Here is a 22,045-nt window from a genome sequence, read left to right as displayed (position 1 = left end):
ATCAAGATATCGGAATCGAAGAAGGCGTTTCGGATTAAGATTTAATTTAATCGCTGGTATTTATAATTATGAACTTTCTTTAAAGACTAAATTAGAGAGCGCCTGAGACTTTCGCAAGAGGTCTAATCTAGATAGAGTGCCGGCAGATTTTATTCTAGACTACAATCCGGCTGAAGGTGATGTAATGGGATTGGCGTCTGGATTGACGCTAAATGATATTGTTTTGAGCGAAAGGTTGTTGACGGTTGGTGATGCCAGAGATTACGATAGCAGTGGCCCTTTTCCTCCGGGACAGGATCGAACTCTGGATTTTAGAGTGCTCAATACTAAGGCGACGGTGATTCGGGAAGCTAGCACCGGCAATATCTTAGGTTTGGTGAAGGATGTTTCGCCGGCTCAACTTCAGTTTATATCTGTATCGGATGGGGCGATCGCTCTAGGATAATCCTCATAGGTTTGTAGTAAGCAATTGAGTCCTGAGAGAGGATATAAAGCCCTGACTACAAACCATTTAATTCGTTTCCAAATTCTGCATTTCAAGACCAGAAATCCGCCACATCATATCCCATGTCGGTGAGCATTTGCCGCAGCAGAGGTAAGCTCAAACCAATCACATTTGTGTGACATCCTTCGATTTTTTCCACAAAAAAGCCGCCTTTACCTTCCAGTGCAAAACAGCCTGCACAGGCGAGGGGCTCTCCGGTAGCGACGTAAGCCGCTATTTGGCGCGAGGTAACTTCCGCAAAATGAACTTTTGTAATTTGACAGCGAATGATCGATCGCGACCTAGCCTCACCAAAGTCATCGAATCTAGTATCAATTAAAGCATGACCCGTATACAGTTCGCCCACCTTACCGCGCATTTTCTGCCAGCGCGAGATTGCTTCTTCCGCATCCTTCGGTTTGCCGTGAATTTCGCCATCTACGAGCAAAATTGAATCGCATCCCAACACCAAACAAGATTTTGGATTGGAGATTTTGGGGTGAGAATTAGCCAATAAAAACTTAGCTACAGCCTCAGCTTTTCCCTCTGCTAAAACCTGCACTAAATTAGTGGCATCTTTCATTTGTATTTGCCCTTCATCAAAGTCGCTGGGGCAAATAACAGCTTGAATGCCAGCATTTTCTAGCAGGCGGCGGCGCGCTGGAGAAGCTGAAGCTAATACAAAAGTTGGAATTTTCATCATTTAAGAAGTTCAGTTGACAGTTGACAGTTGACAGTTGACAGTTGACAGTTGACAGTTGTCAGTTGTCAGTTAACTGTGGTGAGGTTTCCAGCGAACAGTCAACAGCAACAGCGAACAGTCAACAGTCAACAGTCAACAATGCCCCATGCCCCATGCCCAATTCCCAATTCCCAATTCCCTAATAAACAGAAAAAGATTTAACAACTTTCTCAAAAGCTTCTTTTACCTTGGGCCAGCGTTCTTCGGTAGTGGAAACGTTAAGGGTAAAAAGTTTGCCACGGCTGACTGCTACACTCGCTAAGTTGTGGCGTTCTTGGTTTGGCAACTTAACGGCGTATTCTAAAATGTAATAGTTTTTCGATCGCGATTCACGAGCTTCTGCATTGACTAATTCAGCTTCGCGGCCGGAATCAGCCGGGGCGATCGCACTTTTGCTGAGCTTGTATCCCACATCCGTCGGCGAACCCAAATCCGCCAGAGTTTTGTCCTTCCCGACTGGACTGATTACCACGCTGACGTTCTCGGTTTGCTGAATCAAATCGCGGAACACCACATCGGGCCCGTTAGAAACCGCGATCGGCAGCCAGCCGTTAGGATAGAGAAACTGATAGCCATCGCCAGTATCAACGTAGCTTTTGAGTCCGGTGACTTTAGACACACAACCGGTCAAGGTGAGGCTTAGAACCACCAGAAGTATTGCCGCAATTCGTTTGAGCATTCTTTTTACGGGTAGGGTAACAGTAAAATATTTAATTTTAATTGTCTCACCAAACCTTGATCCTAAAAATAGTTAAGCTATGGATCGCTGTTTGTGTACCGCCAGCGAGCCATAGCCATATAGTTTAATTGTTAACAAAATCATTACAGGTGAGTCAGCCAGCTAATCAGCCCGTGCTTGGTCGAAACTTCTAAAGCCAAGAGAGAAACAAAGCCAATCATGGCAAGGCGGCCGTTTAAGCGTTCTGCGTAGGGGGTGAAGCCGGTGCGGGGTTCGTCATCGATGTATACTGTCGGCTCGATCGCAAAATTGTTCATTTTGCCTTGGTCGTCCAGCATTAAGCCTCTGTTACTCATGTTTTTTTTCCTAAATGGTTTTTAGTGTACTGTAAATAAATGTAACAGACTTGTGAAGATATGTAAAGGATTGTGAGAAATTTTTTTAAAAGACCTCGCTCTGACACCAGTTTTAAAAAAAAATGCAACTGTAGGCAAGCTCTAAACCCTTATATAGTCAGTCTTTCCCAAATCTAAAATCTAAAATCTAAAATCTAAAATGGTATGACTGTGGGTAGACTCTGGGCCCCGGAGGGGGGAGGATAGAGTGGAGAGGCACAAAAGTCGATGGTGTATGGCAAATCCAGTCTGGGTTTGACGAAAATTGTGGAACGGAGGAAAAATTTATGCGGGCCAGTCTGGAAATGCGGTGGTTTTATAGCGGTGCACTGCCAAAATCAATCAATCAATGGTTTGGAAGCGAGAGTCTCGGCGGGTATCTTTCGCCTCCTGAAGAGCGGGAAGACATATATTTGCTAGTACCAAGCTGCGACTACTTGGGAGTGAAGCTGCGTGGGAAAACCTTGGAGGTAAAGTGGCGTCAGGGAGAGTTGGGGATGATGCAGTTCGGCAACCGCTGGGAAGGCAAAGCCGAAAAGTGGCTGAAGTGGGTTTGTGCGGACACGATGGCGCCGATACCGGCGGATATTATAGCGACAGGAAAGTGGGTGGCAGTCAAGAAAAAGCGAGCGCAGCGTCTTTATCAAGTTTCGGAGTCGGGTGCGGTAAGGTCAGTGCCAGTAGAAGCCCCAATTCCTGAAGGCTGCACCGTGGAACTTACTCAGTTGAACATTAACGGCAGCGCGTGGTGGACTTTGGGATTTGAAACGTTTGGCAGCGAAAGTTCTTTGACAGAAAGCCTGCAAACAGTTGCTGCTTGGACTAGCAAGAGTTATCAGGCGCAAAAGTTAAAAGCTGAGGATTCTTCTGCTTATCCGATTTGGCTGGGCAGCAAGTAATATCAAATCCGGCTTGAATCATACCTCCTGTATTTTTTAGTCGCCCTCTGCTGGGACGAGAGGGAAGTTTAGACGCGGTTTCAACCGCCGAGTCTGGCAGTCCTAGACGCAACTGGCATATATAGTAAGGTGCTCTACTACCCGAAATCTTCAACAATATTTCAATAACGGAGTCTGACGCACCTGAGATGTTGCACCATTTTCAATTAGGTTTTTTACGGGCGGGCAGGATGCCCAACCCCTCCTCCCCACAAGAAAACTCACTCTTTGTGGAACAGGCCGGAAAGCCTGTTAAGCGAGAATGGTGCAAGATGCACCCTAAAAATCGATCGTCCTGTGACCGTTGGCCTTAGTCTTATCTGATAGAGGGGGTTTCTAACTATTCCCCCTCTCTCCCATTCTCCCCCTCTCCTCTTCTTCCCACTCTGCCAGCAGTTCTCAGAATTTGACAAGCCAAAATCGCCGCGCCAAACCCATTATCAATATTCACCACGCCCACACCAGCCGCACAAGAATTGAGCATAGTTAAAAGAGGAGCAATCCCGCCAAAACTCGCGCCGTAACCTACACTCGTCGGCACAGCAATCACCGGACAATCTGCCAAACCCGCAACTACACTCGCCAAAGCACCTTCCATGCCCGCAACCGCAATCAACACATCAGCATCGGCAATCACGTGCCGGTTGCTCAGCAAGCGGTGAATGCCGGCAACTCCGACATCCCACAAACGTCGCACCTGAAAACCGCAAAGTTCCGCAGTAATTGCCGCCTCTTCCGCTACAGGCAAATCCGCCGTTCCCGCACTGATAATAGTCACAGTACCCGGATGCTGCGGAGTTGGGGAATTAGGAGAAATTGCACAAATTCGAGCCTTTTGGTAGTAGCACAAATCGGGTATTTTTTGTTGCAGTTGCTCGAAAACTTCCGGTTCGATTCGTGTGGCCATCACCGCAGAATTTCGCCCGCGCATCGCCTCGATAATTTCAACAATTTGGTCTGGCGTTTTCCCTGGGCCCCAAATTACTTCAGGAAAACCCGTTCTTAGAGTGCGGTGGTGGTCAATTTTGGCAAAATCGCCGACTTGTTCAAAGTCAAAATGCTTTAATTTATCCAAAGCTGCGATCGGACTCACATCGCCAGTGGCAACTGATTCGAGTAACTTCTGTAAAATTTTAGGTTCCATAAATATTAGCCAGTTGTCAGTTATCCGTTGTCCGTTGTCCGTTGTTAGTTGTTCGTTATCATTAGTAAAAAATAACCAATAACAACTAACAAATAATTAATAACAACTGACTATTCTGTTATTTTCAGATCGTACAAATTCCAGAAAGCACCGCCGAGGGCACTGTAGCGAATTCCCGAAACGCGATCGCGCACCGCCTCAAAAGTCAGCGGATTTACCATATAAACAAAAGGAACTTGTTCCGCTATAATCCGCTGCGTTTCTCCATAAAGCTCCTTGCGCTTCGCCTCATCAAGCTCCTGGGAAGCCTTCACATAAAGGTCATCGATTTTCTGCTCCCAGTCGTCAACTTTCCAACCCTTGATCGGTGGTTCTCCGGCTTGCGGGCCCTGGTTGAAACTGTGCAGTGTGCCGTTAACAGACCAAATATTGTAGCCGCTGTGCGGTTCAGTACCTCCCGTAAAACCGCCGAGGTAAGTATCCCAATTCCGCGTCAATCGCAGCTTTTCCACATAAGTGTTAAAACTCAGGAACTGCGTATCAATTTGCATCCCCAGTTTGCCCAAGTCTTGCTTAATTTGCGTTGCCATTTGTTCCCGAACTTTTTTACCCGCCGCCATCAACAACGTAAATCGCACCTTGTTGCCTTCAGCATCCAACAATTCCTCGTTACTATTATACTTGAAACCAGCACTTAACAGTAACTCTTTGGCTTTTTGCCGATCGTAACTGTAAGTTTTCAATCCCTCTTCTGGGGACAGGTAGAACGGGCTTTGCGCCGGAATGGGGGAATGCAGCGGCGCGCCCAGCCCGCGATAGATATTGTTAGTCATGGCGGATCGGTTGATGCCGTAGGCGATCGCCTGCCGAAATTCCTTACTAGCGAACCAGCGAGACTTAACCGGGTCTACAAACGGCTGATTTTGAGCATTGCGCCCCTTATTCAGATTGAAACACATAAACACGCTGCCAGTATCCGGCCCGCCGTTAAAGACCGTATATTTGCCGCGTTTTTCCTCCCGTTTCAGCAGGGGAAACACTTCCGGCTCCACATTCAGAGTATCCAAATCGCCCGATCTAAAATTCAGCAGTTGATTATCAGTATTTTCGATAATTTGCCAAACAATTTGCTGGATGTAAGGTTGAGGATTTCCCTCAGCATCTTTGCGCCAATAATACGGATTTTGTTCCAAAACCACGCGCTGATTGGGAGTGTAGCTCAGCATTCGATATTGACCATTTCCGACAATTTTTTTAGGGTCAGTATCCGTGGCCCAAGTAGTCAGGAATTTAGGGTTGCCGTCTGCATCTGTATTTTCGACAGCTTCCTGTAAAATATGAGCTGGTAAAATTGGGATTCCCCCAGCATATCTAATAAATGGAGCAAAGGGTTCTGCAACGGAAAATTCCACGCGGCGGCTGTCGAGTTTTTTGACTGTGGGAAATTGGCCGCTGATGCCAACCCTCAGAATATCTTTCAAACCGCTAGGAATTTTGTCATTGAAATAAATCTTTTCATAGCTGAAGATAATGTCATCAGTAGTCAGAGGTTGGCCGTCCGACCATTTCAAACCCTCTCGCAGGGTGAAGACAATCTTTTTGCCATCTTTAGAAACTTCCCAGGACTCGGCTAAACCGGGTTCTAGCTGCGATGTCAAGCCGTTTTCGTTGATCAATCCCTCGTACATATAGCCAAAAACGCTGTATGCAGATTGATTTAGCGGGTAGTTAAAGGTACCCGGACCGCTGGGGGTGGGAACGATGAGCCTGTTTACTAAGTTCGATCGGGCTGGAGTGCACGCAGACAGAGTTATAGTGGCAATTGCCGCCAGTAAAATCGCCAGCCAGCGCAGTCTTGAATGTAGCATCATAGAAATTTTCATAATTTTTTAGTTTACCATCTGCGTGTAACTATGACTGAGATTGTAGCCAACCTAGAAAGTTTTTAGTGACAGCGAAATACTTTGTAATCCCGGCTTCTCGCAAAACATCTTGAACTTCCGGTAGACCAAATTCTTTGACGTTACCGCTGAGAAATACTTTGGTTTCTGTAGAATGCGATCGGGCATGACTGAGGATACTGTGTAGAATCAAATTGTCTGTTGGATCTTTTTTGATGATAGGTGTGTTTAAAGTTGCTTGAATAATCTCTGGATTTAATGCAATCATTTCGGCATTCTATGACATCAGAAAAATTGCTTCACGCAACCCTAATTCAATTTCATCTATTCGTTCGATATAGTAAACTAATGACTCTTCTAGGTGAAGAGATAGAGATGGAACCTTTTCAGAGGTAACATCTCGCTTTGTTTCGCTAATTTGACGGCTTAGCTGTTCCTTAAAAGAGTTTTGTCGCTTCAACTCGTCCTCGAAAGCTGACCAAGCCTCCATATAACAAACGCTGGGTATGACTAACTGAACTGATGAGGACAAATCTCTGAGCAACATAATTGCTTCAGCCTCACGCCCTGTAGCAATACTCATCAGAAAGTTGGTCTCGATATATATAATTGCCACCTAATTCCACTCCTGATTTTGTTGTTCCACCTGCGAGTAATGGCAGCAAACCGATGGCTGATATCTGTTCTGATGCTGGAGGAATTTCGGATTTCCAGTTATAATCTAAGTCATGCAGCCACGATTCTATCAGCCCCCCAAGGGTACGCTCCGAGAGCCATTGACTGCCAAAAGTCGGCATATAATAGCGACATATTTCACCAGTATTTAGAGTGCAAACAGGCTCCGATAAATTCACACCATCCCATTTGAAAATCAAAATTTGTTCCGCGTCAATAAACATAGCATAGGGAACGATCGCGTTTCTTTCAGACAGCTTAGCTAACACAGCTTTCAGCCAATCGATCGCGCGAGCGATAATTTTCTGTTTCGCGGCTGTTTCTTGAGCTTGAATAATTTTAACCTCGATTAGCACGACTATGTTATCGTCCTTATCCAACGCGATCACATCCGCGTCTACGGGTAATTATTGTAACTCCCAAGTGTCAGTGTCCATGATTTCAGGCTTCCTAGCGATGTTGGATTTGAGATTAACTTTACAGTCAATTAGAGATGCTAGAGTTCTATTTTTTGCCCAACAAAACTACAGCATAGGCTGCAATTCCTTCTTCTCTCCCCACGGGACCTAGCTTTTCGTTGGTAGTAGCTTTGATGCCGATTTGGTCAGGTTTTAATTGTAGGACAGCAGAAAGCCGATCGCGCATTTGCTCAATATGGGGTTTCAGCTTCGGACGTTCGGCCACTACCACCGAATCAATATTACCGATTTCCCAGCCTTTATCTAATATTAACTGATTGACTTGTGCCAGCAATACGAGACTATCCGCACCCTTCCATTTCGGGTCAGTTGGCGGGAAATAAAGACCGATATCTCCTAAGCTGAGAGCTCCCAGCATAGCATCCATGATAGCGTGAGTAAGTACGTCGGCGTCGCTGTGGCCGAGTAATCCTAATTCGTGAGGAATATTGACACCGCCTAGGATGAGAGGACGATCCGGAACTAAGCAGTGAATGTCGTAGCCATTGCCGATGCGGATGTTCATGTAAAAGGAAGGTTTGGTAAGTATAGTAGAAGACAATTATTTCATATTTTCAGGGAGATAAGTGAATTTATTTTTTAAGGCAGAGCCGAGTGTTAAATATTTTTTTTTGCTGCTTTCCTCAGCAGCTATGGCAATCCTAAAGCTGTTGGAGGGGGGAGAGAAGGGTTAATGCTGGAAACGCTAGAAAATTATGGGGACTTCTCGATCGCTCTCCTGAACTCAAAGACTTACAAACGCGAATCCAAAATTTATTAGGCTCTTAAATATACGGGATTTACGCATCAAGACCAAAGAAACCGGGTTTTTTACCAAATCTGTGGACTGCAACGAAGTATTACTGCAAAAAACCCGGTTTCTGACCACCGGTGCGATCGCCCTTTCTCCTATTCTTCCCTCTCTTGCAACCAAACCTCATACAAATCCGATCGCCTTTGGCGCGTTCTTTCAATTTGCTGTTCCCTGCGCCAGCGAGCAATTTCTGCGTGATTACCCGACAGCAACACATCGGGCACCTTCAATCCCCGAAAATCCGCCGGTCGAGTGTACTGCGGATAATCCAAAAGTCCGTCTTCAAAACTCTCAAACTTTAGCGAATCTTCCTTCGCCACAGTTCCCCGCAGCAATCGCAAAACTCCATTAATCAAAGCCAAAGCCGGAATTTCGCCCCCCGTGAGCACAAAATCCCCCAAAGACACCTCGCGAGTGACCAAATGCAGGACTCGATCGTCCACACCTTCATAATGACCGCAAATCAACACCAACTGATCGCGATCCGCCGCCAACTCCCGAAACATCGCCTGCTGCATCGGTTCCCCCTGGGGAGTCAGCAAAATCACCTCCCGCCTCGGCAAAACCGGCAGCGACTCCACCGCAGCAAAAATCGGTTCCGGTTTCATCAGCATCCCCACTCCGCCCCCGTAAGGCTCATCATCGACTCGCTGGTGTTTGTCTGTGGTAAAATCGCGGGGATTGACAAAATTCACCTCAGCAATCTTTTTAGCTAAGGCTTTGCCCATCAGTCCCGACTCTAGGGGAGCCCGGAAAAATTCTGGAAATAGGGTAACAACGTCAAATCGCACAATTATTGGAATTTCATTGATACATCACCTCTAGTTTGACCTTTAGAGGGAGTTCAGTTTTCAGTAATTGCTTTATTCTTTATAATTTCTTATAATTTCTGAAAATTTTGGCAAGTTAAATTCTCTTCCTGTGTCGGCGGGCAGGTTGTGTACAAAAATAATCTGTTTTTCATGACAGCGACTGCAAGTAAACTCGCCCCCAAACAACTGCGGGATAGTGCGATCGGCGATCGCACCTCGCTCGCACCAACAAATATTTATTCTTAAAAAGCCCTATTCTACGCACAGCCACGGCAAAATTGAATTTCACATCCAACAGAGGAAGACACACCATGCAGCAGTTGACATCTCAAGCCCTTGAACACAATATTCCCCCGCGCACAAAAACCTCGATTATGGTCATCGGGGGAGCCGAAGACAAAGTTCACGGGCGAGAGATTCTGAACACCTTTTTTTGCCGTGCTGGGGGTGCAAACGCTCGGCTGGCGATCGTTCCCTGCGCTTCGCGAGATCCCGAAGGAATTAGCAACCGCTACCGCACCATATTTGACGAAATGGGCGTTAGCGCAGTCAAAGTAGTGGACATCCGCGAACGCGAACAAGGCGAAAACCCCGTCTGGAAAGATTACTTAGAAGACTGTACGGGCGTATTCATCACAGGCGGCGACCAACTGCGGCTTTGTGGGCTGCTGGCGGACACCCCGCTGATGGAGAAAATTCGCAAAGAAACTCTCGAAGGCAAGATTACCCTGGCTGGCACCAGCGCGGGCGCTGCGGTGATGGGATATCACATGATTGCAGGCGGCGGGAGTGGTGCGTCACCGAACCGCTCTTTAGTAGACATGGCAAACGGACTTAACATTATTCCTGAGATCATCGTAGATCAGCATTTTCACAACCGCAACCGCATGGCTCGCTTGCTGTCGGCTGTGGCTTGCCATCCCGATCGCCTCGCTATTGGTATTGACGAAGACACCTGCGCCTTGTTTGAGGGAGACGATACTATGAAAATTCTCGGTAAAGGCACTGTGACTATTGTTGATTCTAGGGAAAATTTTTATACCAATGAGTCTATGGTAGGAGCGACAGAACCCTTAAGCCTGTTCAATATGCGCTTGCACGTCCTGTGTCACGGAGATTGCTACAATATGCCCCTAGGCAAGCCAATGCCATCGGGAGCGTGTTCCGAGTCTGGCTGGCCCCCCGAATGCCGCACAGCCAACTAACGTAGAACATCTCTTGTCATTGATTCGGCAGAAATTAAGCGGCATTCCGGCCGAATCATGGATACCACAATAGAATAGATTCCGAAGCAGCCACGGGCTGACCCCAGGAGGCCGAACCACAGAAAATTCTAGCTTCGGGCTTTGAGTTTTTGCTAGCCATGAACCTGTACTTGTTTTTAGCCGATCGCAGGGGCATAAATTTTCAATTGGGTAGCCCATAACTGGAAATTCACTCCCAAACTGTTCGTAGCGAACAGTCTATCGAGCAATCTAGATCGAAATTGAATAAATGCTCCAATTATCTATAAGATTTCGCGCCCCATACCCCTCTAACTGCCATGAAAATACTTAAAATCCAGACCTTACGCGGCCCCAACTACTGGAGCATCCGACGCCAGAAACTCGTCCTGATGCGTCTGGATTTAGAGGAGTGGGCAGATAAAAAAACATCCGAAATTCCTGGCTTCTACGAAGGGTTGATCGCCGCACTTCCGAGTTTGAACGACCATCATTGTTCTCCAGGCCATCAGGGAGGATTCCTGCAACGGGTCAGAGAAGGCACAATGATGGGACACGTAATCGAACACGTCGCCCTAGAACTTCAGGAAATGGCAGGGATGCCGGTCGGGTTCGGCCGTACCCGCGAGACTGCGACCCCAGGCATTTACCAAGTAGTAATCGAGTATCAAAACGAACAAGCTGGTCGCTATGCAGCCCGGGCGGGCGTGCGGATGTGCCAAAGCATTGCCGAGACAGGCACTTATCCAGCAGCAGAATTAGTCCAAGATTTGAGAGACCTGAGAGAGTTTGCTGCTTCGGCGGCCCTGGGGCCGAGCACGGAAACACTGATTAAGGAAGCAGAAGCGCGCGGCATTCCTTGGATACCTTTGAGCGCCCGGTTTATGATTCAACTCGGCTACGGGGTTCACCAAAAGCGGATTCAGGCAACTCTGAGCAACCGGACGGGAGTTTTGGGGGTAGAACTTGCCTGTGACAAGGAAGGTACCAAAAATATCCTCGCCAGCGCCGGCGTGCCGGTTCCCAGAGGAACGGTGATTCATTATTTGGATGAACTGCGCGGGGCGATCGAAGATGTCGGCGGTTATCCGATCGTCCTCAAACCCCTAGACGGCAACCACGGCCGCGGCATTACGATCGACATCAATTCCTGGGAAGCAGCAGAAGAAGCCTACGACTTAGCCAGCGCCGCATCAAAAACAAAAAGTGTGATCGTCGAGCGCTATTACGTCGGCCGTGATCACAGAGTATTGGTAGTCAACGGGCAAGTCATAGCAGTCGCAGAACGAGTCCCCGCTAACGTCGTGGGTAACGGCAAGTCTACAGTAGAACAGCTTATTGAAGAAGTAAACCGCGACCCGCAGCGAGGAGACGGACACGACAACGTGCTCACCCGGATCACGATCGACAAATTGTCCCTGGATTTGCTGCAAAAACAAGGATACGCGATGGACTCGGTATTGCCCGCCGGCGAAAGAGTATTTTTGCGCGCGACAGCAAACTTGAGTACCGGTGGAATTGCAGTCGATCGCACCGACGAAATTCACCCAGAAAACGTCTGGCTGTTTTCCAGAGTCGCCAAAATTATCGGTTTGGACATCGCCGGCATTGACGTAGTAACTCCCGACATCTCCCAACCCCTGCGCGATGTCAATGGCGTCATCGTCGAAGTCAACGCAGCACCGGGTTTCAGAATGCACGTCGCCCCGAGTGAAGGTTTACCCCGCAACGTCGCCGGCGCCGTCTTCGATATGCTTTTCCCCTCGCCTCAACCCAGCCGGGTGCCGATTTTAGCGGTAACGGGAACCAACGGCAAAACTACAACAACTCGCCTACTCGCTCACATTGTCAAGCAGACAGGTCAGATTACTGGCTACACGACTACCGACGGCACTTACATCGGTGATTATTTGGTCGAAAGCGGAGACAATACCGGGCCGCAGAGTGCTCAGTTGATTTTGTCTGATCCGACGGTGGAAGTAGCGGTGCTGGAAACGGCTAGAGGCGGAATTTTGCGATCGGGCCTCGGCTTCGATCAGTGCGATGTCGGCGTCGTCTTGAACGTCGCAGCCGATCACTTGGGAATTGGCGACATCGACACCGTGGAACAACTGGCCAAACTCAAGAGCGTGCTCGTCGAGTCGGTAATGCCCAAAGGCTATGCAGTTTTAAATGCAGACGACCCGCTGGTATCACAAATGGCGCAGCGTGTCAAGGCTCAAATTGCATATTTTTCCATGAACCCGGACAACGAACTGGTTGCCAAACATACCGCTGCGGGCGGGCTGGCAGCGATTTACGAAAATGGGTATTTGTCGATCTTAAAAGGCGATTGGACGCTGAGAATTGAGCAGGCTGTTAACGTGCCGCTGACGATGGGCGGGCGGGCGCCGTTTATGATTGCCAATGCTTTAGCAGCTTGTTTGGCTGCTTTTGCCCAAGGATTGAAAATAGAAGATATTCGCGCTGCTTTGTCAAGTTTCCAAGCATCGGTGGGCCAAACTCCGGGACGGATGAACTTGTTTAATTTGGGCAGCTACCACGCTTTACTCGACTACGCCCACAACCCCCACAGCTACAAAGCTTTGGGCAGTTTCGTGCTGAATTGGCCGGGACGGCGGATTGGGGTAGTAGGTGCCCCCGGAGACCGCCGAGATGAAGATTTTGTCACGCTGGGTAAACTTTCGGCCGAGATGTTCGATCGTATTATTGTCAAAGAAGATATTGACAGGCGCGGGCGAGAACCCGGTGTTGTGGCAAAGTTAATTTGCCAGGGAATTGCAGAGGCGATTTCAGCAGGAACCGCAAACAAATCTCAAGTTGAATACGAGTTGATTCTCGACGAAACAACGGCCGTTAACAAAGCTTTAGATGAGGCACCAGCCGGCAGTTTGGTAGTGATTTTACCTGAAGGTGTCAACAAAGCTTTGAGTTTAATTGAAGCCCGGAAACCGATTAAGGAATCTGTGGAAGTTCAAAATGGTTTAGATCGATCGAAGTCACAGGAAAGTTTAAAACCGACTGTGGTGAATCAAGGCTAAACTCTGAAGTTTGATTTCATTACATTATTAATAGGTTGGGTTAACGAAAGGAAACCCAACCTTTTTGCTTTAGACAACCGCCCTATTATCTTTCAATATTTTCTCTGTTACCTCAATCAGTTCGCACACAGAATTGTGCGTAAGTTGTGTAGTTTTAAACCCATGAGCAATAGCGTTCCGCAAAGAAAGCGCATTCATTAATAACTGATATTCGGATTTAGAAATCACGCCCTCAACCGTCAGTTGTTTCACTAAATACAGCGGTTCTAATCTTTGCAAACTTAGCTCTTCTTTATGGGCAACAATCCTCAAAGTTGCCTCAACTAAAGACCAAGAATATAGCATTGCTGACTCTAGATGTTGTGTTACAAGTTGCTTTGCGACTTGCAAACCCAACTCTATTTCATGCTCTTGAAAAGAATCCTCAGCTTGGGAAATATCGACTGCATCCTCCGAGTTAGTCATCACTAACTCAAACCTCCAGCCGGGATTTTCTGCTACTGCTTGGGCTAAATTACGTAGATATGTAGTAGAGGGTGACTTGAGTGAAGCGCGTGACTTGACTGCAATAACCACCGATTCTTCGCCCCGGCGCACTATCAGATCCGGGCGATAGCTTTTAAGGAAGTCCGGTAAATCTTCAGAGTTTGGATGAAATGAAATTTCATAACCTTTCTCACGATACTCCTCTGCTAGTTTCAGCAGTTGCTCTCTTTCTATGTTTGCAGTTGGGGTTGCGATCATGTCAGTACCTCTTTGTCAGGAGCATCAATTACGACAATGTGCAAGAATTCATTACCACGGGCAAATCCTTCCGCTAGAATCGAGGTCATATTTTCTACTTTAAAGTTAGTTGATAAATTCCTCTTGCGGACTAGAACATCAGTTACTTGATCGTCATCGACATAGGCTAGCCCGATAATTGCATCTTGAATTGGCTTTACTATGTTGTCTACATCGATTTTAACAGAATCGTAGAAATAAGTTATCTGAATCATCACTAGGCCAGTAGCTGTTTTCTGCTCCGAAGACCAGTATTTTTCAGCCTCTTGCCTCACTGTCACTTTCCAAGCTTTAAGAAGAGTTCGCCTACGAGCTTGTTGTGATACTGGTGGGCCATCTACTATGAACTCAAATCTCGCCAAAGTGTTTCTAAATAGAAGATTGGGGATTATTTTACCTCTTAACTGCCGCCCACTGGGTAATCGGTGCCAGGAGTTTCCAACCAAAATCGCAAGATAAATCGCCAATTCAAACCGATCGAAGTATAGAATCAGGAAAAAGCAAGCAGCAGGGTTGAAGCATGAATGAGGCCGATCGCACGCGTGTCGAAACATTCATTACACGCTGGGCGGGTTCTAGCGGTAACGAACGGGCAAACTACCAGTTGTTTTTTGCGGAAATGTGCGATGCGCTGGGAGTCGATCGCCCTTTTGATAAAGGCAGAATTCCCAACGATCCCTACTGCTTTGATAAAGATGTCAAAATTTTTCACCCCAGCGGCAAAGTAACTCCGGGGTTTGTTGATTTTTACAAAGCCGAGCATTTTTTAATCGAGGCAAAACAGGGCGGAACAACGAGCAAAAAGGGAACGGCAAAGCGGGGGACAAATACCTATTTGCGAGAGATGGAAAAAGCGTTTGTGCAGGCGATCGCCTATACCCGCAGTCTCAGCAGCAAACCGCCCTTTTTGTTAACTTGCGATATTGGCGATCATTTTGAATTATGGATGGGTTTTAGCGGCGATTATGGCGGCTATGGGGCGCGGCGAGAAATCGGGCTAATTGAGTTGCGGAAAGCCGATGTTTTCGATTTGTTTGTCGATATTTTTAGCAATCCGCAGCAGCGCAATCCAGAGAAAATTGCGGCGCGGGTGACGCGGGAAGTGGCGGCAGATTTGGCAGAGTTGGCCAAGCGGATGGAGGCGAATGTCGATCCGCAGCAAGTCGCCCAGTTTTTGATGCGCTGTATTTTCACCATGTTTGCTGAGGATGTAGGGTTGCTGAAGGAACATTTGTTTACGCAGGCGCTGGAAACGCGGTGGATTCTCAATCCGAAGACTTTTAAGCCGGAGGTAGAGGCGCTGTGGGAGGCGATGAATGAGGGGACGAGTTTTGGCTTTCATGGCAAACTGTTGCGGTTTAATGGCGGATTGTTTGCCGAGTCGCAGGCGTTTGCGCTGACAAAGGCGCAGTTGGAAGTGTTGTTGCAGGCGGCGAAGCGGGATTGGTGCAATGTGGAACCGGCGATTTTTGGGACGTTGTTGGAAAGGGCGCTGGATGCGCGGGAAAGAAGTAAATTGGGGGCTCATTATACGCCGCGATCGTATGTGGAAAGGTTGGTAAAGCCTGTGGTGATGGAGCCTTTGGGCGATCGCTGGATTGCGGTACAAGCGGAGGTTAAACAGTTGCTGAACGCGGGGGAATCGGAACCGACTGCAAATCAAAGGAAAAAGGCGAGCTCAGTTTTAGAAGCATTTCTGACGGAGTTACAACAGGTGAAGATTCTCGATCCGGCGTGCGGATCGGGTAATTTCCTTTATGTGACGTTGGATTTGTTGAAGGGGTTGGAATCGGAGGTGTTGCGGCGCTTGGAGGATGTCACCGGATCGGCGCAGTTGCTGTTAGATATTGCTCAAGTTAATCCGAGTCAGTTTTTGGGAATTGAGCTCAATCCTAGGGCGGCGGCGATCGCGGATTTGGTGATTTGGATTGGGTATTTGCAGTGGCATTTTCGGCGGTTTGGCGATATTCCGCCGATCGAACCTGTGTTGCGGGAGTACAACAATATTGAATGCCGGGATGCGGTGTTGGCCTATGACGGAATAGAACCGGATGTGGATGCGGCGGGGGAGGTGAGAACTCGCTGGGGCGGACGGATGATGAAAAGTCCGGTGACGGGGGAAAATGTGCCTGATCCTACAAACCAAGTAACAATTTATCGGTATTTGAATGCAAGGGCGGCCGAGTGGCAGGAGGCCGATTATATAGTGTCGAATCCGCCGTTTATTGGCAATGCGAGAATGCGGGAAATGTTGGGAGATGGATATGCAGAAAAGTTGAGGAAAGTCTATAAGGATGTACCGGATACTGTGGATTTCGTAATGTATTGGTGGCACAAGGCAGCGGAACTAACTAGAGCGAGCAAAATTAAACGCTTTGGGTTTATTACCACAAACAGTATTCGCCAAGTTCGGCAGCGGAAAGTTCTGGATTTTCATTTTACGCAAAAGATTCCAACCAGATTAATTTTTGCTATTCCCGATCACCCTTGGATTGATGGAGGGGCAGCAGTCAGAATTGCAATTACAGCAGGTGAATTAGATGACCTCAAAAATCCTGTAAGGATTGCCGAATTTGGTACAGTAGTTGCTGAGTGTGAGGGAGAGACACCGGAAGACTCAGCAGAGCAAGTTCAAGTGCAGTTGCAGAATGTAGGGCTAATTTTTAGTAACCTTCAAGCGGGTTCTGATTTAACTCAATCTCAACAACTCCTGGCTAATGATAGGATATCCAGTCGCGGTGTTATGCTATTTAGTTCCGGGTTTATTGTCGAGCAATCTGACTTTGGAGAGATTGAGTCTGAGGTTCTTTTCCCATACATCAATGGACGAGACTTTATGCAACGTTCTCGCAATGTGCGCGTCATTGATTTATTTGGCTTAAAAGCTGATAATGCTCAAGAACTATATCCAAAAGCATTCCAATGGGTGTTGGATAAAGTTAAACCTGAACGAGATACTAACCGTGATAAGAGCCTCCGAGAAAACTGGTGGATATTTGGTCGTCCCAGAACAGAACTTCGACCAGCACTAAAGGGACTACAGCGTTATATTGCTACAGTAGAGACTGCGAAGCATAGAGTATTCGTCTTTCTTCCCCGTGAAGTAATACCTGATAATATGTTGATTGCGATCGCCCTTGATGATGCTTATTTCTTAGGAGTTCTTTCTAGTCGAGTTCATGTTACTTGGTCGCTGGCAGCAGGCGGAACATTAGAAGATAGACCTCGTTACAACAAAACTCGATGTTTCGACCCATTCCCCTTCCCCGACCCCACCGACCCCCAAAAACAAACCATCCGAGAACTCGGAGAACGCCTCGACAGCCACCGCAAACGAGTCCAAGCCACTCACCCCGAAGTCACCATCACCGCGATGTACAACCTCCTCGAAAAACTCCGCAAAGGCGAACCCCTCGACGACAAAGACAAAGCCTTCAACCAAAAAGCCTTAGTCTCCACCCTCAAACAAATCCACGACGAACTTGATGTCGCCGTATTTGCCGCCTATGGTTGGGAATCCACCCTCACCGACGACCAAATCCTGGAAAACCTCGTCACCCTCAACGCCCAACGCGCCGAAGAAGAACGCAACGGACTAATTCGCTGGCTGCGTCCCGACTACCAAGCCCCAGGCGAAACCTACGTGCAACCATCCCTTGCAGGCATCACCACCGAAACCGAAACCGCCATTACTCCCACGGAACAACAACCCTTCCCCAAAACCCTCAAAGAGCAACTTTCTGCCATCCGCGACTTATTTCGCACCCAAAGCGGCGAATGGACAGCCGCCCAAGTCACCGCCCATTTCAAAGCAGCCAGCCGCAAACAAAAAGTCATTCTCGACTGTCTGGAAAGCCTCGAAGATTTAGGGATTTTGCTCAGTCATACTGAAAATGGGATGACTTTTTGGCACCTGGCAGAACTTTAGAGCGTTGCGATTGTTATTATGAGCTTATCCAGCAAGAGGTTATCTAATGCTAGAAACCACCATCCTAGAAACTCTGGTCAAGTTGCCAGATTCCCTGAAACAGGAAGTTTTGCACTATGTAGAATTCTTGGCTGCAAAATATGGAAATAATGAGGTTGCCGTAAATCCTCCTCAAAAGAAACGTCAAGCCGGGATGATGAAAGGCACGTTTGTCTTACCGCTTGCTGATGATTTTGATGCACCATTAGAGGATTTCCAGGAGTATATGGAATGAGTGCATTGCTCCTCGATACCCATGCCTTTATTTGGTTTTCAGAAAATACTCCTAACCTATCAGTTACCTTGAAGGAGCAGATTGAATCCGCCGATAGAGTCTATTTGAGTATTGCCAGTCTTTGGGAAATTGCCATCAAAATCAGCATTGGTAAACTGACACTGCAAGCAAACTATGCAGACATCGAAGCTCAGTTACCTGCTGCTGGGATCTTATTACTGCCAATTTCATTTGCGGATACTGTACAGGTTCGCCACCTACCATTCCATCATCGCGATCCATTCGATCGCATTTTAATTGCCCAATCCATTAATCATGCTTTAGTTTTAGTCAGCCGTGATGAAGTGTTTGATGCTTATGCTGTTCAAAGACTATGGTTATAAACTAGATTATTATCGCCAATGGCATTAACCCGATCGATCGTAAAAGAGGAAAATAAATTATAAAGTTAGTCCCAAAAATTTTACCTTTCTCCCGAAGAAATCTTCCTACAATACTGCCGCAAACTTGTCCCGCCGAGCGCGCAAAAGTCCTTAAATTCCTGTTTTAGGGAAAATAAGTCGAGGCAGATTGAAAAATGACTGTATTTCAGTCTCCTAGCTATTGCGCTAATCTATCGCTCTTCCATTTGCAAATACTCCAACACCAGCAACCGCAAATAGTCCAGCATTCGGATATAGGCTCGCATTTGAAGATAGCCCGATCGCGTCTCATCATAAAACTGAGCGATCGCAGAACGATCGAACACCCTAAGCTGATGTAACTCTGCGATCGCTTGCTCGCGATTCTCAACCTCTGCGCGCTCCTCAATCTGACTAGCATAACCGCGAATACTTACTGTTACTAACTCAAGCTCCTCCAGAAACGAAAAATCTTCCTCGGAACCAAGATACCTCTGAGATATCTCTTTGCGCTCTGATTTAGTGTTTTGATAGTCAACTGTCAACTGTGCCAAAAGTTGCACAATAATATCCTGCCCCAGCGCTAATTTGTTCTGAACTTGTGCCATATCGCTATTCCTCATTAATGCCATAAGTCACGATTTTCTCAACACCATACTGGTCAGGTCGCACAATTAAAAACTCATTGCCCTTTCGGTAAACAGCGGCTCCATCCTGCCGATATCCCGTGCGAGGAACTCTTACAGCACCTCTGGTGTTGAAGTTGTGTGCTTTACGCAAATATTTGAGTGGATCAAATCCTTTTCTTTGTGAATGGTCTAACACACTTTGGGCCACAGTTCGATAAGTTCCTCTATCCCATTCAGACAGATATTGCTGTAGTTCGAGAACTTCAGTGTTGGAATAGTCTTCAAACAGTCGATCTAAATAAGGATCTACAGATGATTCGTCTGGCATTATCACTCTCATTCCAGAGGATATTATTGATTATAGCTTTATTGGAAAAAGAGCGATCGCATTTTAGCTTTTAACTACCGCCCACTGAGTCAGCGGCGCAAGCGGTTTCCAACCCTGAAAAGAGCCGATCGCTCCTACTCGCTGAATCCCAATTCTAATTAGTTCCCCGCCATAACGATCGTGCCATTGCAAAACTTTAAACTCGCTCTCAACTGTCACCGCATTAACAACTAATCGGCCACCTTCACCTAAAGCATTCCAACAAGTTTCCAGCACAGCTTCTGCGGTGACACCGCCGCCGATGAAAATAGCATTCGGTTGAGGCAAATTTGTCAGGGCTTCCGGCGCTTCTCCCGCCACGATTTCGAGTTCGGGAACGCCGAAAGTCGAGGCATTTTCAGCGATGTATTCCAATCGAGTCGGATGGCGTTCGATCGCGATCGCCCTGCACCGAGGATGACTCCGCATCCATTCGATCGCGATCGAGCCGCAGCCCGCCCCCACATCCCAAAGCAACTCTCCGGGAATCGGCGCTAACGTTGACAGAGTAACGGCTCTAACCTCCCGCTTCGTAAGTTGTCCGTCGTGGCGATAAGCAGCATCCGGCAAACCCGAGGTACGAGGGAAAATCACAGCTTCGCGATCGGCGGCAACTGCGATCGCGATCGTGTTCAAATCCACCAAATCCGCTGCATTCCAGGCTGCTGCTACCCCCTCGATCCGCCGTTCCGATGCAGACCCCATCCGCTCGAACACGGTCATTAAACTGCTGCCAAACCCCCGCTGCGTCAACAATTGTGCCACCTTTCCCGGCGTGTGTCTGTCAGCGCTCAACACCAGCAAGCGCGCCCCCGGCGACAAAGCAAGGGCGATCGATGCGATCGGGCGATTTGTCAAACTGAAAGTCTCAACTTGGGCTAGTGGCCAACCCAAACGAGCGCAAGCAAGACTAAAAGCCGATGCAGCGGGAATTACAGTCATTTCCGAAATGGGAATCTGGCGCGACAGTGTTACCCCAATTCCGTGACACATCGGATCGCCGCTGGCTAGCACGCACACAGACTGTCCCCGGCGGCGGATGATTTCATCGACTGTTGCTTGTAGCGGCGAAGCCCAAACCAATTTTTCGCGGGTGTCGTCGGTTGGTAGCATTGCTAGGTGACGGGCGCCACCAACAACGACTTGAGATCGAGAGAGGAGGGTAGAGGCGATCGGACTCAATCCCGAAAGTCCGTCTTCGCCAATCCCCACCACCGAAAGCCATTTGTGCATTGCGCCCTTACTGCTAATTACTACTTATCGATTCTAAAGAATAATATCGGATTTCCATCCATAATTCTTTCTTCTACTTGTTTCATTCCGAGTCTTTCTGCGACTTTTTGCGACTCAATGTTTGGGCGATCGCAACTTGCTACAAGATAGTTGAAGCCAAGTTGATCAAAACCATAATCCAATATTTTGGTTGATGCTTCAGTAGCGTAACCTTTTTTAAGTGCTTTCGGCAGCAGTGCGTAAACTAACTGGGGCTGTGCTTCTTCAAAAAAATACCACAAACCAACAAATCCAATAGTTTCTCGATCGCTCTTAGTTTCGATAAACCACAAACCGAATTTCTTTTCTGCAAACAGCTTTTTGTTTTCGGCAAGCATTTCTTCAACCTTTTGCAGCGACAATATTTCGCCGTCGCACAGATATCTCCTCACATAAAAATTAGTAAACATTCTGTGGAGCGTGTTGAGGTCGCTCTCCACAATCGGTTTCAAAACTAATCTCTCTGTTTCAAATATCATGGGGATTATTTATGTTGGATTAAAGGGCGATCGCACCTATCCATATTAGTCCAGGACGCACGGGTGGTCAGAAACGGGTTTTTTATGAAAAGATGGGTTGCAGCCCGTAGATTCGGTAAAAAAGCCGGTTTCTTTGATAGGAGTGCGATCGCGAACTGTTTATTTTTGTAGTTGCGGTGTCTTCGTCGGCGCGTCCATGCGTCCATGACTGTCTGAAAAATATTTTTCCCCAAACAAAAAGCGCCCCTATTACTAGGAGCGCTTTTTGTAATCAAAGACTAAAACTTAGCCATTGATAGAAGGAGCTACCATTGCTACTGGAGTGACTTCACTAGCAGCCAAATCAAGCGGGAAGTTGTGAGCATTGCGCTCGTGCATTACTTCCATACCCAAGTTAGCGCGGTTGATCACATCAGCCCAAGTATTGATGACACGACCTTGAGAGTCGATAATCGATTGGTTGAAGTTGAAACCGTTCAAGTTGAAAGCCATCGTGGAGATACCCAAAGCGGTAAACCAGATGCCTACTACTGGCCATGCACCTAACAAGAAGTGCAAGGAACGGCTGTTGTTGAATGAAGCGTATTGGAAAATCAAACGACCGAA

Annotated in this window: 23 protein-coding genes and 1 pseudogene; 7 read left to right on the top strand and 17 right to left on the bottom strand. The window is 47.4% G+C overall.

Annotated features, from left to right (window positions below):
* Positions 1-136 precede the first annotated feature (136 nt).
* Positions 137-445 (top strand): hypothetical protein, encoded by a 309-nt coding sequence (locus tag QUA83_RS26360; RefSeq protein ID WP_333296912.1) that lies wholly within the window; start codon positions 137-139, stop codon positions 443-445.
* A gap of 91 nt (positions 446-536) precedes the next feature.
* Here the strand turns inward: QUA83_RS26360 and QUA83_RS26355 are convergent, their stop codons facing one another.
* From QUA83_RS26355 to QUA83_RS26345, 3 genes are all read right to left on the bottom strand, one after another.
* On the bottom strand, positions 537-1,184 hold the full coding sequence (locus QUA83_RS26355) for a nucleoside triphosphate pyrophosphatase (RefSeq protein ID WP_333296914.1): 648 nt from the start codon (positions 1,182-1,184) through the stop codon (positions 537-539).
* Between the two features lie 181 nt (positions 1,185-1,365).
* Positions 1,366-1,905, bottom strand: coding sequence for a photosystem II reaction center PsbP (gene psbP, locus QUA83_RS26350; protein WP_333296910.1), 540 nt, complete (start codon positions 1,903-1,905; stop codon positions 1,366-1,368).
* Positions 1,906-2,048: 143 nt separating this feature from the next.
* The gene (locus QUA83_RS26345) at positions 2,049-2,261 is read right to left on the bottom strand and encodes a chlorophyll a/b-binding protein (RefSeq protein WP_015178249.1); all 213 of its coding nucleotides are present in this window, start codon (positions 2,259-2,261) and stop codon (positions 2,049-2,051) included.
* 326 nt (positions 2,262-2,587) lie between these two features.
* Here QUA83_RS26345 and QUA83_RS26340 point away from each other — a divergent pair, with 326 nt between their 5' ends.
* Complete coding sequence (locus tag QUA83_RS26340) at positions 2,588-3,199, top strand: hypothetical protein (protein ID WP_333296908.1); 612 nt, start codon at positions 2,588-2,590, stop codon at positions 3,197-3,199.
* A gap of 379 nt (positions 3,200-3,578) precedes the next feature.
* Here QUA83_RS26340 and larB read toward each other — a convergent pair whose 3' ends face one another.
* The 7 genes from larB to trmD all read right to left on the bottom strand — a co-directional run bounded on the left by larB (position 3,579) and on the right by trmD (position 9,021).
* Positions 3,579-4,382: a nickel pincer cofactor biosynthesis protein LarB gene (larB, locus tag QUA83_RS26335; protein WP_333296906.1), complete on the bottom strand. Its 804-nt coding sequence runs from the start codon at positions 4,380-4,382 to the stop codon at positions 3,579-3,581.
* Between the two features lie 110 nt (positions 4,383-4,492).
* Complete coding sequence (locus QUA83_RS26330) at positions 4,493-6,253, bottom strand: ABC transporter substrate-binding protein (protein WP_333296913.1); 1,761 nt, start codon at positions 6,251-6,253, stop codon at positions 4,493-4,495.
* 40 nt (positions 6,254-6,293) lie between these two features.
* A complete protein-coding gene (locus tag QUA83_RS26325) occupies positions 6,294-6,551 on the bottom strand; it encodes a hypothetical protein (RefSeq protein WP_333296904.1) in 258 nt (85 codons plus the stop codon).
* A 9-nt stretch (positions 6,552-6,560) separates the two neighbouring features.
* On the bottom strand, positions 6,561-6,866 hold the full coding sequence (locus QUA83_RS26320; RefSeq protein ID WP_333296903.1) for a hypothetical protein: 306 nt from the start codon (positions 6,864-6,866) through the stop codon (positions 6,561-6,563).
* Complete coding sequence (locus QUA83_RS26315; protein WP_333296902.1) at positions 6,844-7,347, bottom strand: hypothetical protein; 504 nt, start codon at positions 7,345-7,347, stop codon at positions 6,844-6,846. The genes QUA83_RS26320 and QUA83_RS26315 overlap by 23 nt, the downstream gene beginning before the upstream one ends.
* 115 nt (positions 7,348-7,462) lie before the next feature.
* Positions 7,463-7,942 carry a 2-C-methyl-D-erythritol 2,4-cyclodiphosphate synthase gene (gene ispF, locus QUA83_RS26310; RefSeq protein WP_333147227.1) on the bottom strand — a complete coding sequence of 160 codons (480 nt, stop codon included), beginning with the start codon at positions 7,940-7,942 and terminating at the stop codon, positions 7,463-7,465.
* Between the two features lie 383 nt (positions 7,943-8,325).
* Entirely contained in the window at positions 8,326-9,021 is a 696-nt protein-coding gene (trmD, locus tag QUA83_RS26305) for a tRNA (guanosine(37)-N1)-methyltransferase TrmD (protein WP_333296901.1), read from the bottom strand.
* Positions 9,022-9,353: 332 nt separating this feature from the next.
* Between trmD and QUA83_RS26300 the strand changes: the two genes are divergently transcribed.
* The gene (locus QUA83_RS26300) at positions 9,354-10,247 is read left to right on the top strand and encodes a cyanophycinase (protein WP_333296899.1); all 894 of its coding nucleotides are present in this window, start codon (positions 9,354-9,356) and stop codon (positions 10,245-10,247) included.
* A gap of 338 nt (positions 10,248-10,585) precedes the next feature.
* A complete protein-coding gene (gene cphA, locus QUA83_RS26295) occupies positions 10,586-13,306 on the top strand; it encodes a cyanophycin synthetase (protein WP_333296898.1) in 2,721 nt (906 codons plus the stop codon).
* Between the two features lie 69 nt (positions 13,307-13,375).
* Here cphA and QUA83_RS26290 read toward each other — a convergent pair whose 3' ends face one another.
* Positions 13,376-14,050, bottom strand: coding sequence for a hypothetical protein (locus tag QUA83_RS26290; RefSeq protein ID WP_333296897.1), 675 nt, complete (start codon positions 14,048-14,050; stop codon positions 13,376-13,378).
* Positions 14,047-14,451: a RusA family crossover junction endodeoxyribonuclease gene (locus QUA83_RS26285; RefSeq protein WP_333296895.1), complete on the bottom strand. Its 405-nt coding sequence runs from the start codon at positions 14,449-14,451 to the stop codon at positions 14,047-14,049. Before QUA83_RS26285 ends, QUA83_RS26290 begins: the two co-directional genes overlap by 4 nt.
* Positions 14,452-14,609: 158 nt before the next feature.
* Here QUA83_RS26285 and QUA83_RS26280 point away from each other — a divergent pair, with 158 nt between their 5' ends.
* From QUA83_RS26280 to QUA83_RS26270, 3 genes are read left to right on the top strand one after another with little or no spacing between them, the layout of a single operon-like run.
* Positions 14,610-18,017, top strand: coding sequence for a DNA methyltransferase (locus QUA83_RS26280; protein ID WP_333296894.1), 3,408 nt, complete (start codon positions 14,610-14,612; stop codon positions 18,015-18,017).
* A 46-nt stretch (positions 18,018-18,063) separates the two neighbouring features.
* Positions 18,064-18,291: a type II toxin-antitoxin system VapB family antitoxin gene (gene vapB / locus QUA83_RS26275; protein WP_333296893.1), complete on the top strand. Its 228-nt coding sequence runs from the start codon at positions 18,064-18,066 to the stop codon at positions 18,289-18,291.
* The gene (locus tag QUA83_RS26270; protein ID WP_333296892.1) at positions 18,288-18,674 is read left to right on the top strand and encodes a type II toxin-antitoxin system VapC family toxin; all 387 of its coding nucleotides are present in this window, start codon (positions 18,288-18,290) and stop codon (positions 18,672-18,674) included. Before vapB ends, QUA83_RS26270 begins: the two co-directional genes overlap by 4 nt.
* A 230-nt stretch (positions 18,675-18,904) precedes the next feature.
* Here QUA83_RS26270 and QUA83_RS26265 read toward each other — a convergent pair whose 3' ends face one another.
* The 5 genes and pseudogenes from QUA83_RS26265 to QUA83_RS26245 all read right to left on the bottom strand — a co-directional run.
* Positions 18,905-19,300, bottom strand: coding sequence for a hypothetical protein (locus QUA83_RS26265; RefSeq protein WP_333296890.1), 396 nt, complete (start codon positions 19,298-19,300; stop codon positions 18,905-18,907).
* A gap of 4 nt (positions 19,301-19,304) precedes the next feature.
* The gene (locus QUA83_RS26260) at positions 19,305-19,649 is read right to left on the bottom strand and encodes a hypothetical protein (protein ID WP_333296888.1); all 345 of its coding nucleotides are present in this window, start codon (positions 19,647-19,649) and stop codon (positions 19,305-19,307) included.
* A 63-nt stretch (positions 19,650-19,712) separates the two neighbouring features.
* Positions 19,713-20,921, bottom strand: a complete 1,209-nt coding sequence (gene cbiE, locus QUA83_RS26255; RefSeq protein WP_333296887.1) for a precorrin-6y C5,15-methyltransferase (decarboxylating) subunit CbiE — start codon at positions 20,919-20,921, stop codon at positions 19,713-19,715.
* 20 nt (positions 20,922-20,941) lie between these two features.
* Complete coding sequence (locus QUA83_RS26250; RefSeq protein ID WP_333296885.1) at positions 20,942-21,439, bottom strand: GNAT family N-acetyltransferase; 498 nt, start codon at positions 21,437-21,439, stop codon at positions 20,942-20,944.
* Positions 21,440-21,724: 285 nt separating this feature from the next.
* Positions 21,725-22,045: pseudogene (locus tag QUA83_RS26245) on the bottom strand (photosystem II q(b) protein); the annotation flags it as partial.

The organism is Microcoleus sp. K1-B1, assembly GCF_036704705.1.
GTDB lineage: Bacteria > Cyanobacteriota > Cyanobacteriia > Cyanobacteriales > Microcoleaceae > Microcoleus.
The sequence above is the reverse complement of the archived record's forward strand: the minus strand, read 5'-3'. Positions and strand labels throughout refer to the sequence as shown.

Excerpts from the sequence above, each read along its gene's own strand:
- QUA83_RS26320 (WP_333296903.1), bottom strand. The coding sequence starts at position 6,866 with ATGAGTATTGCTACAGGGCGTGAGGCTGAAGCAATTATGTTGCTCAGA.
- cphA (WP_333296898.1), top strand. The coding sequence starts at position 10,586 with ATGAAAATACTTAAAATCCAGACCTTACGCGGCCCCAACTACTGGAGC.
- QUA83_RS26280 (WP_333296894.1), top strand. The coding sequence starts at position 14,610 with ATGAATGAGGCCGATCGCACGCGTGTCGAAACATTCATTACACGCTGG.
- QUA83_RS26340 (WP_333296908.1), top strand. The coding sequence starts at position 2,588 with ATGCGGGCCAGTCTGGAAATGCGGTGGTTTTATAGCGGTGCACTGCCA.
- QUA83_RS26355 (WP_333296914.1), bottom strand. The coding sequence starts at position 1,184 with ATGAAAATTCCAACTTTTGTATTAGCTTCAGCTTCTCCAGCGCGCCGC.
- QUA83_RS26270 (WP_333296892.1), top strand. The coding sequence starts at position 18,288 with ATGAGTGCATTGCTCCTCGATACCCATGCCTTTATTTGGTTTTCAGAA.
- QUA83_RS26300 (WP_333296899.1), top strand. The coding sequence starts at position 9,354 with ATGCAGCAGTTGACATCTCAAGCCCTTGAACACAATATTCCCCCGCGC.
- QUA83_RS26250 (WP_333296885.1), bottom strand. The coding sequence starts at position 21,439 with ATGATATTTGAAACAGAGAGATTAGTTTTGAAACCGATTGTGGAGAGC.
- QUA83_RS26265 (WP_333296890.1), bottom strand. The coding sequence starts at position 19,300 with ATGGCACAAGTTCAGAACAAATTAGCGCTGGGGCAGGATATTATTGTG.
- larB (WP_333296906.1), bottom strand. The coding sequence starts at position 4,382 with ATGGAACCTAAAATTTTACAGAAGTTACTCGAATCAGTTGCCACTGGC.
- QUA83_RS26325 (WP_333296904.1), bottom strand. The coding sequence starts at position 6,551 with ATGATTGCATTAAATCCAGAGATTATTCAAGCAACTTTAAACACACCT.
- QUA83_RS26260 (WP_333296888.1), bottom strand. The coding sequence starts at position 19,649 with ATGCCAGACGAATCATCTGTAGATCCTTATTTAGATCGACTGTTTGAA.
- ispF (WP_333147227.1), bottom strand. The coding sequence starts at position 7,942 with ATGAACATCCGCATCGGCAATGGCTACGACATTCACTGCTTAGTTCCG.
- QUA83_RS26290 (WP_333296897.1), bottom strand. The coding sequence starts at position 14,050 with ATGATCGCAACCCCAACTGCAAACATAGAAAGAGAGCAACTGCTGAAA.
- vapB (WP_333296893.1), top strand. The coding sequence starts at position 18,064 with ATGCTAGAAACCACCATCCTAGAAACTCTGGTCAAGTTGCCAGATTCC.
- cbiE (WP_333296887.1), bottom strand. The coding sequence starts at position 20,921 with ATGCACAAATGGCTTTCGGTGGTGGGGATTGGCGAAGACGGACTTTCG.
- QUA83_RS26345 (WP_015178249.1), bottom strand. The coding sequence starts at position 2,261 with ATGAGTAACAGAGGCTTAATGCTGGACGACCAAGGCAAAATGAACAAT.
- psbP (WP_333296910.1), bottom strand. The coding sequence starts at position 1,905 with ATGCTCAAACGAATTGCGGCAATACTTCTGGTGGTTCTAAGCCTCACC.
- QUA83_RS26330 (WP_333296913.1), bottom strand. The coding sequence starts at position 6,253 with ATGATGCTACATTCAAGACTGCGCTGGCTGGCGATTTTACTGGCGGCA.